Consider the following 13640-nt stretch of genomic DNA (forward strand, 5'->3'; position numbering starts at 1 on the left):
ATAAACGGGGTAGAGATTCCATAAGTGTGTTTAATATGGGGTATTTTTTATCGAAAGGGGTTTATCCATTTGAGCGATAATAAGGTCAAAATCAATGGAGTCGATATGGAGCTGAAGGATGAGCAATCGGTTTTGCAATTGCTTTCAGATAGCTCAATTGAGATTCCCAGTGTTTGCTATCATCCGAGCTTAGGTCCAATTGAAACATGTGACACCTGCATTGTCAGCGTGAACGGTGAATTGGTGCGTTCCTGTTCAACAATCGTCATGCCAGGGGACGTTATCGACACCGCATCAAAGGAAGTGAAGAAAGCCCAGGTCATTGGGATGGACCGGATTCTTCATAAGCATGAACTGTATTGCACGGTCTGCGATTACAATAACGGGGGCTGCGAGATACATAATACCGTCAAAGAAATGAAAATCAACCACCAAAGCACCCCTTTTGAGCCGAAGCCATACCAGGAGGATAATTCTCATCCATTCTACCGCTATGACCCAGACCAATGTATTCTATGCGGACGCTGTGTTGAAGCCTGCCAGGATGTTCAAGTAACCGAAACATTGAGCATAGACTGGGAGAGCGATAAGCCGCGCGTCATTTGGGATAATGATGTACCGATCAATGAATCCTCTTGTGTTTCCTGCGGACATTGTTCAACTGTCTGCCCATGTAATGCCATGATGGAAAAAGGCATGGTTGGGGAAGCCGGGTTCCTTACCGCCATTGAGAAGCCTACCCTTCGCCCGATGATTGAAATCATCAAGGGAGTAGAGACAGGCTATGGCTCCATCCTCACCGTTTCGGATGTAGAATCAGCTATGCGTGATGCAAAAATCAAAAAAACCAAAACCGTATGTACCTATTGCGGTGTGGGCTGCAGCTTCGATATTTGGACAAAAGGCCGCCAAATCTTGAAAGTAGAGCCGCAAGTTGATGCGCCAGCCAACGGCATCTCTACCTGTGTAAAAGGGAAGTTCGGCTGGGATTATGTCAACAGTGAAGAGCGTCTCACGAAACCGCTTATTCGGGAGGGTGACCATTTCCGTGAAGCAGAATGGGAGGAGGCACTTAGTCTCATTGCCTCTAAATTCACGGAAATTAAGGAGGAACACGGGTCTGATGCTCTAAGCTTCATCACCTCCTCAAAATGTACGAATGAAGAATCCTATCTCATGCAAAAGCTCGCTCGTGGCATTATCGGTACAAATAATGTGGACAACTGCTCCCGCTATTGTCAGTCCCCTGCAACGGTCGGCCTGTTCCGCACAGTAGGCTATGGCGGAGACTCCGGCAGCATTACCGATATTGCACAGGCAGGCTGCGTAATCGTCATTGGCTCCAATACATCCGAGTCTCACCCCGTGCTCGCAACCCGCGTGAAACGTGCTCATAAATTGCACGGCCAGAAATTAATCGTTGCCGATATCCGAAAGCATGAAATGGCCGATCGTTCAGACCTATTTGTACAGCCAAAAGTCGGCTCTGACCTTGTTTGGCTTTCAGCGGTGACGAAATACATCGTAGACCAGGGCTGGGCTGACCAACGCTTCCTTGATGAGAAAGTAAATGGTCTTGAAGAATATATCGAGAGCATTCAAAAATACACCCTTGATTATGCCGAAGAGGTAACTGGCATCTCAAAAGAAGACTTAATCACCATCGCCAAAACGATTCATGAATCTGACGGCGTATGTGTGCTTTGGGCAATGGGAATCACCCAGCATCTTGGCGGCAGTGATTCAAGCACAGCCATCTCTAACCTATTGCTGATTACCGGAAACTATGCACGTCCAGGTGCTGGCTCCTATCCGCTGCGCGGCCATAATAATGTACAGGGTGCAAGTGATTTCGGCAGTATGCCGGACCGGTTCCCAGGCTATGAATTTGTGTCAGATCCAGATGTAAGGGCAAAGTATGAAAAAACATGGGGCGTAGAATTAACCGACCGGCCAGGCCTGAATAACCACGATATGATTGAAGCCATTCATGCCGGCTCTCTCAAAGCAATGTACCTTAAGGGAGAAGAAATGGGGTTGGTTGATTCCAATATCAATCACGTCCATGCCGCTTTTGAAAAGCTTGATTTCTTCGTTGTACAGGATATTTTCTTATCAAAAACAGCTGAGTTTGCAGATGTTGTCCTCCCTGCTGCACCGAGCCTTGAAAAGGAAGGAACCTTTACCAACACGGAACGCCGTATCCAGCGATTGTATCAAGCCATGGAGCCGCTTGGTGAATCCAAGCCGGACTGGCAGATTATCATGGAGGTCGCCAATAAGCTCGGAGCAGGCTGGAATTACAACCATCCAAGTGAAATCATGGCAGAGGCCGCATCCCTCTCCCCTCTATATGCCGGTGTATCCTATGATTTACTAGAGGGCTACAATACATTACAATGGCCGGTTGAACCAGATGGTACCGATACACCCCTCCTATTCAAGGACCGGTTCCCGTTCCCGGATGGCAAAGCCCGACTCTTCCCAGTCGAGTGGACAAAGCCGCTGGAATTTGATGAGGAATATGATTTGCATATTAACAACGGACGCTTGCTCGAGCACTTCCATGAAGGGAATATGACCTATAAATCAAAAGGCATCACCTCGAAAACACCAGAAGTCTTCCTTGAGGTGTCCCCTGAGCTAGCCGAGGAAAGAGGCCTGAAGGATGGCACGCTCGTCCGTTTGACCTCTCCATACGGTTCTGCGAAGGTTAAATGCCTCATCACCGATCGAGTTAAAGGGAAGGAAGTCTATCTTCCATTAAATGATTCGGGCGATGGAGCAATCAATCTATTGACATCAAGCTTTGCTGATAAAGACACAGATACACCAGCCTATAAGGAAATTTCAGCGAAGATGGAAATCATCAGCTATGACGGCGACAACCCGCTTCCGCGCATCAACCACCGGAACGGAAATCCCAACCCGCAAAAGGGAGTCGAGGTTGAACGCAAATGGGCGCGCAAAGATTATATCTTCCCTGGAGATTTAGCGAAAGTGGGGCGGAAAAACAATGGCTAAGGCAATTAAAAATGTCGTCAAGATTGAAATGACAGAGGAAGAAAAAAGAGCTCAGGACCTTCGCGAAATAGAAAATGCTCTTCTTGATAACAAGGACGCCATTCTTGAAACGATTGATTTATTAAAGCATATCAATAATCGGGGTGCCTTAACGATGGCAGCAAGCCTTTTCGCTGAAGGAGATAAGGTCATGTACACCATCGTGAAAGCACTTGATAACCCGGAAGCAACCAATCTAATCAAGAATATGCTGCTCTTAGTCGGTGTGCTCGGCACAATCAACGTTCAGCAGCTTGAACCATTTGTCGTAAAGTTAAATGCCGGTGTTGCCCGCATGGCCGAGAACAAGGATTCGGACAAGTCACTCAGTTATCTAGGACTTGCCAAAACCTTAAAGGACCCTGAAGTCAACCGTGCCATCAGTCTTTTAATCGAATTCTTGCGCGGTATGGGCGAAGATACAGAAGACCTTGAACGTAACACTCAGCCGCCTGAGGAGCAGGCTGCTCAGAAAAATAGAACACGTGACTATCAGGGAAGAATGCACGATCGCGATTAATAAAGAGGGCTGTCCCCAAAAAGCCAGGGATTTTGGCTTGCTGGGGGCAGCTTTTTTATCGTACATTCTAACATTTTGCTTATCATCAAAAAGCAGAGGATTATCTTATCCCTCTGCTTCTACTAAATGATGCCGGAATGCATAAATCACGGCCTGCGTCCGGTCCTGTACCTGTAATTTACCCAGGATATTGCTTACATGGGTTTTAACCGTTTTAATGGCAATGAATAATTCATCCGCAATTTCTTGATTGGATTTACCTTTCGCCATTAACAGCAGGATTTCTTTTTCCCGGCTCGTCAATTCCTCATGCAATTCATGTGTTTTCGGCTTTCTGAGCTTAGCCATCAATTTATCGGTAACTTCAGGCTCTAAGACTGTTTGACCATTGTACGTATCCCTGATGGAATCAGCAATCTCGCTCGCCTTTGAGGTCTTCAGCATATAGCTGATTGCTCCAGCCTCTAGAGCAGGATAAACCTTTTCATCATCAATGAAGCTCGTGACAATGATGATTTTCGCCTCCGGCCATTTAGCGATGATGTGCTTTGTCGCCTCAATGCCGTCCATACCAGGCATGACCAAATCCATCAAGATGATGTCAGGCCGCAGAGATAGCGCTAATGCTACTCCCTCCTCACCGGTTCCCGCCTCACCAACAACATCGATATCCACAAGTGAGGATAAGTAGGCAGAGACTCCTATCCGTACCATTTCATGATCATCGATCAATACTACCTTTATCATTTGCTATCACCTACATTCACGATTGGAACGCGCACTTCCACACGTGTTCCTTGATTTGGAAATGAAATAATCTTGAAGGTGCCGCCAATCTCGAGCGCCCGCTCCCTCATATTCTGCAAACCATATGAGCCTGCTTTTGCAGAAGTTGTATCAAAGCCTTTGCCATCATCAATCACCCTCATGATGACCGATTGTTCATGCTTAACGATATAAATATCAAGCCTGCTGGCCTTAGCATGTCTAAGCGTATTTGAAACAGATTCCTGCAGAATACGGAATAGATGGTCCTCTATCCCTTTTTCCAATAAGAGGTCATCTACCTTCCAGTTAACATCAAAGGGCACCTTCTGCTTCAGCTCATGTAAGAGGCTGTCTACCCCTTCTTTTAAGCTCTTATCCTTGAGCTGAACTGGCCGGAGATGAAGAAGAAGCGCCCTCATCTCGAGCTGGGACTGTTGAATCATTCCCTCTGTCAGCTTCAATTGCTTCGTACGCCATTCTTCTGATGCATCAGGTGATTCATTAATGGCGGAGATGAGCATTGAGGCCGCAAAAAGCTGCTGGCTCACTGAATCATGTAATTCTCTCGCCAATCTGTTCCGCTCCTCCCTCACCATGCTTTGTACCAATTTCTCCTGCTCCTCCGTCTTCTCCGTGGCAAGGACTTGGGTTCGTCTTACCTGTTCAAGCAGAATGAGCTGCACATCCTGAAGTTTCTCAGCCGCCTCCCGAATATCGGTGATTTTCGGCTCCTTGCCGTGCTCAAGAGTCTCCCCCTTCTTCAACTTATGTAGAGACTCATCAAGACTCTTAATCTCACTTTTATAGAAGGAACCGCTCGCAATCCCGAATAATAAGCCAGTGACAATGGCTGCACTCGGGACAAATAGAATAAATGGAATATGATAAATATCTTTCTCATAAAAGGGCCCCCAGTCAGCTGGCTTAAATACATAATAATAGGCTCCTGCTGTAATGATAACAACGATTACGGCAATGGTCAGACAGAGGAGAATCTGGCGTTTTACGATACTCATACCCGTCTCACCACAATGCTTCCTGCACCGATAGAGGTCATGATTTTAATGCGGCTGCCCGCTTCCTCATATCCTTCCGTTTTATAAGCAATCTGCTGATTGCGTATATCGCGTTTTTCCTGGTCAAATAAGCGTATCGAGCCGTATAGTGCTGTATGGGAGAGCTTAACACCAATATCATATGGAATGAGAATCTCCACATTTCCGGCGATATTTCGGATGGAGATAATCGACTCTTCCTTCGGGAGCACGGTGTTGCTTAAATCAATCACCACATCTCCAAATCCAACGGCAATATTGATATCATCCCATTCGAAAATATCCTCAGGGGTCGATTGATTCCCAAATAATCGGCTTGATACGGGACCATGAACCGTCACAAAATTTGCTTCGTCCATATGCCCTTCAAAGGAAGGAGTGATTTCAGCTGGCTTTCGTCTTTTCTGTAAATAATGAACAAGAAAAACTAATAATATTATAAAAATGATGGCACGTATGACGAATAAGCTGATCAACCCTGACAAAGCAAAAAAAATGCCGACCCATAAGACAATTTTACCGGTTAAAGTAGCGTATTTCTTATACCCATAAAACAGGCAGATAGCAGCCACAATTCCATTGAACAGCAGCTCATCAAACCGGATGAATATAATCTCAAATAAGCCTGCAATTAATATGCCAACCAATATGATTTTTAATTGTGATTGTTCCTTCGTCCCTGACATATCATTGCCCCCTGCTAAAAAAGATACGATAGGACGCAAGTCACAAAGCCTGCGCCCTATCTATTAGCATACCATCTTTCTAGTTCAAATCCTCATTCTTTTTTGTCTCTTTCTCTAACGCAGCAAGACGCGTATCCATAATCATTCCATAATGATTTGTCCTTGCCCTCATATCTAAGCCGTCGATTTTCCCTTTTGAAGATTTCCGCTTTCCGTTCGGAGCGGCTCCCTTCTCAATCAAGCCATCAATCTTGCCATGCACCTTGGATAAATTATCCTGACCCATCAATTCAAGCCTTTTAATTTGCATATCCTTCAGGCTTTGCTTCATCGTTGTAAATTTCTCTTCCAGCTGCTTAAGGTCAATATCAATCTGCACAAGCATATGCTCCAGCCGGGAAGCACGGTCCTCATAAATGGCCTGTTCCCGTACCGCATACTCATACAATTCCTCTGCTCCCTCTGTCGCGCGGGCAATTTCCGCTTGGCCTTTGCGTTTCTCTGCCATTCCGGCAGCCGATTGCTGTTCGCGCTTCACTTCCTCCTTCAAGCGATACTGGCGTTCAATCAATCGCTGAACCTGCTGTACCTCCGTCTCCGATTCCCGTAAATATTGATTCAGCTTATACAAAGGATGCTTCTTATCCTTCGTCTCCATCGCTTCATATAAATCAGCTTCCAATGTTCTTTTTAATTTTGTGAATAAATCATTCATGCTCTAAGCACTCCTTTTTTTATTTTTTGCTTAACTCTTCCCATTCCCTTTCAAACTTCTTGAATGGGTCTTCCTTACTTCTCTTTTCTGCCTTCTCTTCTTCATAATTTTTGTACAAATAATACAGGAGCACCATGGCAGCTAATCCGATAAAAGCAGGCAGATTGCTAATGGCGGCAATCAGGATAATGATTCCGATGATGCCCCAGATTATCTTCCCATTCTTATCCTCAGCCTTTAAATATTGCTTAAAGGTGAAATAGAGCGCACCCAATGTAATAGCCAAGACTAGAATGGATCCTATATTTCCAATGACAATAAAGCCTGCGATGATGGCGATGATGATAATTCCGATATTTTTCAATTTCATTCCCTCCTTATAGTTCAAGTTTAGCTCCTTTCCCCTTTAACAATAACGACCTTGAGCTTGATTTTTAGCTAGGTCTCCAGACCGATTGCCCTCTGCAACTTTCGCGTGACAAAAGAAACAAAGATATCACATGCTTCCCCATCAAAATCCTTAATATACTAAATATTTGCAAAATTTACTTTATCTAAAAGAACTAGAGTGGTAAATTTAACATATTGGTAGTCTCATGACTCCAACTACATACCTAGGCAAAGGGGGGGCATCTCTTCTTCTCTATCAAACAAATAAAAGGAGGAAATCGTGTTGAAAAATAGGTTCAAGCAGGGAACAGCCGTTATCGCGGCGGTTATACTATTACTCTCCAATTTATTTTTCGGGCTTGGCAGTGCAAGTGCAAATTCAAATGACCAAAAAAGCACAGGCCCCCAAGAAACCAAGGCTCAAACAAAACTGGATTTAAGCCAATTTGATCATCCTGATGAAAAGGTCCGAATCATCATTGAACTGGAAGGAAGCCCGGCCATTGAATATGCGACCGAACAAGGTGTCCTTTTCAAGGATTTATCGAAATCCAAACAAAATACCTTACAAGCTCCCGTGAAGGAGGAACAATCAAGCCTTCTTTCCTCCATCAAGAAGAAGAAAATCAATTTCTCCGTTGAGAATACCTTCACAGTTGTTGCTAATGGTGTCAGCGGAGAGACAAAGGTTTCTGATATTCCTAAGATTGAAAGCCTATCGAATGTTTCATCTGTTTATATTGCTAATGAATATGAACGTCCTAAAGTTAAACCAGACATGGTCTCAAGCGGAGACATTGTCCAAGCTGAGGAGACTTGGCTCGACGGCTATAATGGAACTGGCACCGTTGTTGGTGTCATCGATACCGGCATTGACCCTAGCCATAAGGATATGGTTCTCACCAATGAAAAGAAAGCCAAATTATCCGAAAATGATGTAAAAGCATCCATCTCCACGAACAAGCTTCCAGGTAAATATCACACAGCCAAAGTACCCTATGGCTACAATTATTATGACAAAAACCAAGAAATCCTTGACCTCGGTTCAGATGCATCCATGCATGGAATGCATGTCAGCGGAACGGTTGGCGCTAATGGCCAAAAGGAAACTGGCGGGATTAAGGGAATAGCACCTGAAACACAAATATTGGGGCTGAAAGTATTCGGAAATGATGCAGCGATGCCATCTACTTGGGGAGATATTTACATCAAGGCAATTGATGATGCTATCTTGCTTGGAGCTGATGTCATCAATATGAGCCTAGGCTCAACAGCTTCCTTCCAGAACACAGAAAACCCAGAACAAATGGCGATTGAGAGAGCCGTAAAGAATGGGGTCCTTATGGCCATTTCTGCCGGGAACTCTGCTCAGTTCTCTGATGGCTATTATGACCCGCTCGCTTCCAACCCTGATATTGGATTGGTTGGAGCACCAAGTCTTTCAAAGGACTCTCTCTCTGTTGCATCACTAGAGAACACACATGTATTTGTCGATAAATTCATCTTCACTATCGGCGGTGTTGACTATGAGGCGGGTTACAAAACACAATCTTCTCCGCTGCCGCTTGATGTGTTCAAAAAGGCTGAACAGGAAGTTGTCTATGTAGCCGATGGCGCCCCTGATAAATATGAGGGCAAGGATGTTAAAGGCAAGATTGTCTTTGCTGTCAGAAATGCAGCAAATCCAAATTATGGAGAAATCCAAAAGCAAGCGGAAGATGCCGGAGCAAGCGGTGTCATCGTAAGAGGTACACCTGCACATGGCGACTTCGTCAGCATGGCATTAAACAATCCAACGATTCCACTCGTATCCTTGCGAATCAACGACGGAACGAAATTTGAGGAGAAAATAAAAGAAGCAGGCGGTAACGGAAAAGTTAAATTTACCGGTGATATGATTCAGCTTGCAAACCTTACAGCCGGCCATTTATCTACCTTTACTTCATGGGGCGTAACACCAAATCTTGATTTCAAGCCTGAAATTACAGCACCAGGCGGAAAAATCTATTCTACTTTAAATAATGATAAATATGGTGTTATGAGTGGAACTTCCATGGCTGCCCCACATGTAGCCGGAGGTTCAGCACTTGTCCTCCAATATGTTGAAAAGACCTTCCCTAAGCTTACAGGCAAAGAAAAGGTCCAACGCGCTAAAACCTTATTAATGAATACATCTTCAACCATTAAGGATCCAGAAGGTACAACCTATTATTCACCACGTAGACAAGGGGCAGGAGTCATGCAGTTGAACTCAGCCATCCATACACCAGTCTATGTTGTCCAAAAGGGTACAAACGAAGGAAAGGTCTCCTTAAAGGAAATTACCAAAGACCAATTCTCCTTCACCTTAACAGCCACAAACTTCAGCAAAAAGGATGCAGCCTATACAATTGATACAAGCGTGCTAACCGATGCCTTGTATGAAATGGATGGTGACCTATACAATGCATTGACACCAGAGGAAATTTCCAAAGCAGTCGTTACCTCTGATAAAGCAGTAACCATCAAAGCAGGGAAATCTAAGGATATCACCATTACGATTAATTTAAAGAATGCCAAAACAGCTCTTGAAAAAGCATTCAAAAACGGTTACTTCACAGAAGGCTTTGTCTTCTTGAAAGCGAAAAACAAGGAAGATTCCCTTCCAACGCTGTCCGTCCCATTCGTCGGCTTTAAAGGGGACTGGAATAAAGCAAATATTATCGACCCGCTGCCAAGTGAAGCAGACTCCTTCTATGGATATACCGGCATTATTGACCCTGTTACCGGTGAATATTACGGAATCAATCCTTTCAAGAAAACGCTGAATCCTGACCAAATTGCCTTCTCTCCAAATGGAGACGGAGTATATGACACAGCAGCACCTGCCCTTTCCTTCTTACGGAATGCAAAGACAGTAGAATACTCTATCGTCGATTCGAAGGGCAATGTTCTTCGCAAACTATTTACAGACAAAGAACAGCGGAAGAATTACTATGCCTCCACCCGTGTATCTATCAAACCATCCATGACAAAGTGGGATGGCAAGGCAAATAATAAACTAGTCGCTGAAGGAAAGTATTTCTACCAGATCAAATCAACTATTGATTATGCAGGCAAGCAGCCGCAAGTATTTAAGATACCGATTCTAGTAGATAATACGGCCCCAACAGTCTCAAAACTAAAATATGATGATGAAACAAAGTCTATCACCTTCAACGCAGCTGACACCCGTTCAGGATCGGGTATTAAATACATTTCCCTCTCCATCAACGGAAAAGAGCTGCAGGAGCATGTTGAACCAACGAAGGATGAGACATACCGCGTTAAACTGACTGATTTCACATTCAAAGAGAGCAAAACACCAGTTGTCATTGAAGATGGCGATGATATTAAAGTAACAGCTCATGACTATGCCGGAAACCAAGATTACCAAACATCCAATGATCAGACCATCCCATACATTGTTTCTGATATTCCGGCAGCGGCTGGAGAATTTAATTCATTAGAGGTTCCAATCAAAGGCTATGTAACAGATGATTCCAAACTAGCCTATGTAAAGGTTGAATACGAGGGAAAAACAAAAGAATTGTCATTAGTTTGGGATGAGGAAAAGAAACGTCATAACTTTGAGGACACCCTCACCTTCAGTAAGGAAGGGAAGCATGATATTCGTTTCTTCGCAGCTGATATAGCTGGCAATAAAATTGACTTCAATCGTGAAATCTATATCGACATAACAGCTCCAAAGCTTGATATCAAGTATAAGGAGTACACATCATCCTCCAGCCAAAAAGTAACGGTTACAGCTGCAGATAATTATGATGCACTCCGTCTATTGGTTAACGGCAATGAAGAAATCAATACGTTCGTCGATATGGGAAATGTACCAGTCTACAAGGAATTTAAGAAAACAAAAGATATTACGATTCCACTAGAAAGTGGAGCTAATGAAGTGGAATTTGTGCTTACAGATCTTGTTGGACATGAAGTGACCAAAACGATTACAATCCATAAAGTTTCCGGTCCAAAAAAACCAAGCATCAATGCCGTATCTGATGCCAGCAAGACCATTACAGGGAAAGCCGCTTCCGGTTCCAAGGTCACTATTACGGATAACAAGAAATTAAAGCTTACCGCAACAGCCTCAAGCGGTAAATATTCAATTAAGCTTCCAAGTAAACTAAAAGCCGGTACTATCCTTTATGCAACGACAACAGATAAGAAAACCGGCTTGGTAAGCGCCAAAACAAAGATTACAGTTAAGGACAAAACCGCTCCAGGTGTCCCTACTGTCAAAGAAGTCTCAGATAAAACACAAACAGTCACAGGAAAAACAGAAGCCGGAGCAAAGGTAACCGTCAAAGCAGGCAAGAAAACACTCGGCACGGCCACTGCCAAGAAAAACGGCTCCTACTCCATTAAGATCAAAAAACAAAAAGCCGGCACCTCTCTATCCATAACAGCGAAGGATAAGGCTGGCAATACAAGTAAGGCAAAGAAAGTAACGGTTAAGGATAAAACAGCACCAGCAGCACCTTCAGTCAACAAAGTAACTATCAGCTCCACAAAAGTCACAGGGAAAACAGAAGCCGGAGCAAAGGTAACCGTCAAAGCAGGCAAGAAAACACTCGGTACAGCTACAGCAAAGAAAAATGGTACCTACTCCGTCAAGATCAAAAAACAAAAAGCCGACACTGCCCTCTCTGTAACAGCGAAGGATAAGGCCGGCAATACAAGTAAGGTAAAGAAAATAACCGTCAAGAAGAAGTAACCATTCTGCGTACCTAATGGACAAATCCATTAGGTACGTTTTCATTTTACCGATACAAACACGCATCTATATATAATAGAAGAAACTCAGCATAATCAAGCTCGGCTGAATAGCCAAACGAATCAGGTAAAGCAGTCATCAGCCCAGTTTCTCCTCAACTCTCGCTGATGACTATCAGAAGTTCAGCAGAATAAAAAAATGCCCCATCAGGATAATACCTGATGGGGCATCTTTTAATCTATATTAGCGAACGCGTACAACTAGTCCGCTGAATGTATCTTTCCAGTATCCGCTTGTCATGCTGGCAACTGCTACACCAGTTGAGCTTTGGGAACCGATGAATTTACCGTTCCCAACATAGATACCCACGTGGCCGTTTGTTTTATACGTATTGAAGAATACCATGTCTCCCACTTGGATATTGCTGTAAGAAACTTTTGTTCCTGCAGATACAAGCGCACTTGTGCTTGCTGGAACAGAGTATCCGCCTTGTCTGAATGCCCAGCTTACGAAACCGGAGCAATCAAAACGTCCTGCCGCGATATCGGCTTCAGTTCGTCCACCGCCAAATACATAAACGGAGTTTCCAATGTACTTATAGCCTGCTGAAACAACCTTTTGGATGCTTTTGCTGGATGAAGCAGTAGAACTGCTAGAAGATGAACTGCTTGAGCTTGAAGAACTTGAGTTAGATGAACTTGAGTTGGATGAGCTAGTGTTAGATGGCTTTGTGCTAGAGGAAGAACTTGTAGAGCTTTCCTTTTGTGTTTCTGTCTTTTCACTAGTCGTCGTTTCTTCTTTTTTCGCTGTAGTTGTTTCAGATGAACCAGATTCAGCTCTAGCAACCGTTGTTGCTGCTGCTTCCACGACAGCTTCCTCGGTCACTTCTTTAATCACAATATCAATATTTTGAGCTTCAGCTTCAGCTAATTTGCGTTCGCTTTCTGCTTCTTTTTCTTTTAATGTCGCTTTCAAAGCTTCATTTTGGCCTTGCTGTCCAAGAATGTCCTCTTGCATGCCGACAAGCTCTGTCTTCATGTCATTTAGATTAGCAAGCTTGTTTTTAACTGTTTTTTGCTTTTCTTCAAGCGCTGCTTGGTCATCTTGAGATTCTTGAAGCAACTGGCGGTCTGCTTTAACGATTGTTGAAACAGCACCGATACGCTCAATGAAATCACCGAAACTAGTAGAACCAAATAAAACTTCTAGGTATGAAGCATCGCCATTTGTTTGTTGGTATGTAATGGCACGCTGTTTCAAGATTTCATTACGCTCTTCAATGCGTTTTTCTAAATCTGCAATCTCTGTTTCAAGGCGGTTCACTTGTTTCTTTGTTGATGTGATTTCTTTTTCAGTTGAATTAATTTTGGCTTTGTTATCCTTAACAGCTTGATCCACTTGCTTGATGCGCTTATTCAGTGCAGCAATTTCTGCTTGTACTTTATCAAGCGCTGCTTGTGCTTCGTCTACGGCAGCTTGCTTCACTGGGTCTTTCTCTGCACTTGCTGACGGAACTGCCGCATAGCTTCCGAAACCGAGCAGTAAAGCCGTGTTCAGTGCGATAAAACTCTTCTTCAACATGTTTTTTCCCCCTGATAATATTTATCTATTTATCTAGCCTATCTTTTTAGCTACTTTTTACGTCCTATACGTTCTAACAAATTGAAGTATAGCATGTAAACATAACAAT

General features: G+C 43.8%; 9 protein-coding genes. 3 read left to right on the forward strand and 6 right to left on the reverse strand.

The annotated features are described in order from the left end of the window. The first annotated feature begins 69 nt into the window (after positions 1 to 69). Both fdhF and AC622_RS14275 read left to right on the forward strand, forming a co-directional pair. The gene (gene fdhF, locus AC622_RS14270; RefSeq protein WP_082197153.1) at positions 70 to 3024 is read left to right on the forward strand and encodes a formate dehydrogenase subunit alpha; all 2955 of its coding nucleotides are present in this window, start codon (positions 70 to 72) and stop codon (positions 3022 to 3024) included. Further along, a complete protein-coding gene (locus AC622_RS14275; RefSeq protein WP_049671670.1) occupies positions 3017 to 3583 on the forward strand; it encodes a DUF1641 domain-containing protein in 567 nt (188 codons plus the stop codon). Before fdhF ends, AC622_RS14275 begins: the two co-directional genes overlap by 8 nt. A 105-nt stretch (positions 3584 to 3688) precedes the next feature. Here the strand turns inward: AC622_RS14275 and AC622_RS14280 are convergent, their stop codons facing one another. From AC622_RS14280 to AC622_RS14300, 5 genes are all read right to left on the reverse strand, one after another. Next, a complete protein-coding gene (locus AC622_RS14280; RefSeq protein WP_049671671.1) occupies positions 3689 to 4330 on the reverse strand; it encodes a response regulator in 642 nt (213 codons plus the stop codon). Continuing rightward, complete coding sequence (locus AC622_RS14285) at positions 4327 to 5367, reverse strand: sensor histidine kinase (protein WP_049671672.1); 1041 nt, start codon at positions 5365 to 5367, stop codon at positions 4327 to 4329. The genes AC622_RS14280 and AC622_RS14285 overlap by 4 nt, the downstream gene beginning before the upstream one ends. Beyond that, a complete protein-coding gene (liaF, locus tag AC622_RS14290) occupies positions 5364 to 6092 on the reverse strand; it encodes a cell wall-active antibiotics response protein LiaF (RefSeq protein ID WP_049671673.1) in 729 nt (242 codons plus the stop codon). The genes AC622_RS14285 and liaF overlap by 4 nt, the downstream gene beginning before the upstream one ends. A 79-nt stretch (positions 6093 to 6171) precedes the next feature. Continuing rightward, positions 6172 to 6807, reverse strand: a complete 636-nt coding sequence (locus AC622_RS14295) for a PspA/IM30 family protein (RefSeq protein ID WP_049671674.1) — start codon at positions 6805 to 6807, stop codon at positions 6172 to 6174. Between the two features lie 19 nt (positions 6808 to 6826). Continuing rightward, entirely contained in the window at positions 6827 to 7177 is a 351-nt protein-coding gene (locus AC622_RS14300; RefSeq protein ID WP_156185636.1) for a lmo0954 family membrane protein, read from the reverse strand. A 303-nt stretch (positions 7178 to 7480) separates the two neighbouring features. Between AC622_RS14300 and AC622_RS14305 the strand changes: the two genes are divergently transcribed. Next, a complete protein-coding gene (locus AC622_RS14305) occupies positions 7481 to 11950 on the forward strand; it encodes an Ig-like domain-containing protein (protein WP_049671676.1) in 4470 nt (1489 codons plus the stop codon). A 243-nt stretch (positions 11951 to 12193) separates the two neighbouring features. On the opposite strand, the gene AC622_RS14310 is transcribed toward AC622_RS14305, so the two are convergent. Next, positions 12194 to 13531 (reverse strand): C40 family peptidase, encoded by a 1338-nt coding sequence (locus AC622_RS14310; protein WP_049671677.1) that lies wholly within the window; start codon positions 13529 to 13531, stop codon positions 12194 to 12196. Between the last annotated feature and the right edge of the window lie 109 nt (positions 13532 to 13640).

It is taken from the genome of Bacillus sp. FJAT-27916 (assembly GCF_001183965.1).
GTDB lineage: Bacteria > Bacillota > Bacilli > Bacillales > Pradoshiaceae > Pradoshia.

What these genes read in the sequence shown, in the direction of transcription:
- AC622_RS14275 (WP_049671670.1), top strand. Translation starts at nt 3,017, where the DNA reads ATGGCTAAGGCAATTAAAAATGTCGTCAAGATTGAAATGACAGAGGAA.
- AC622_RS14280 (WP_049671671.1), bottom strand. Translation starts at nt 4,330, where the DNA reads ATGATAAAGGTAGTATTGATCGATGATCATGAAATGGTACGGATAGGA.
- AC622_RS14285 (WP_049671672.1), bottom strand. Translation starts at nt 5,367, where the DNA reads ATGAGTATCGTAAAACGCCAGATTCTCCTCTGTCTGACCATTGCCGTA.
- liaF (WP_049671673.1), bottom strand. Translation starts at nt 6,092, where the DNA reads ATGTCAGGGACGAAGGAACAATCACAATTAAAAATCATATTGGTTGGC.
- AC622_RS14295 (WP_049671674.1), bottom strand. Translation starts at nt 6,807, where the DNA reads ATGAATGATTTATTCACAAAATTAAAAAGAACATTGGAAGCTGATTTA.
- AC622_RS14300 (WP_156185636.1), bottom strand. Translation starts at nt 7,177, where the DNA reads ATGAAATTGAAAAATATCGGAATTATCATCATCGCCATCATCGCAGGC.
- AC622_RS14310 (WP_049671677.1), bottom strand. Translation starts at nt 13,531, where the DNA reads ATGTTGAAGAAGAGTTTTATCGCACTGAACACGGCTTTACTGCTCGGT.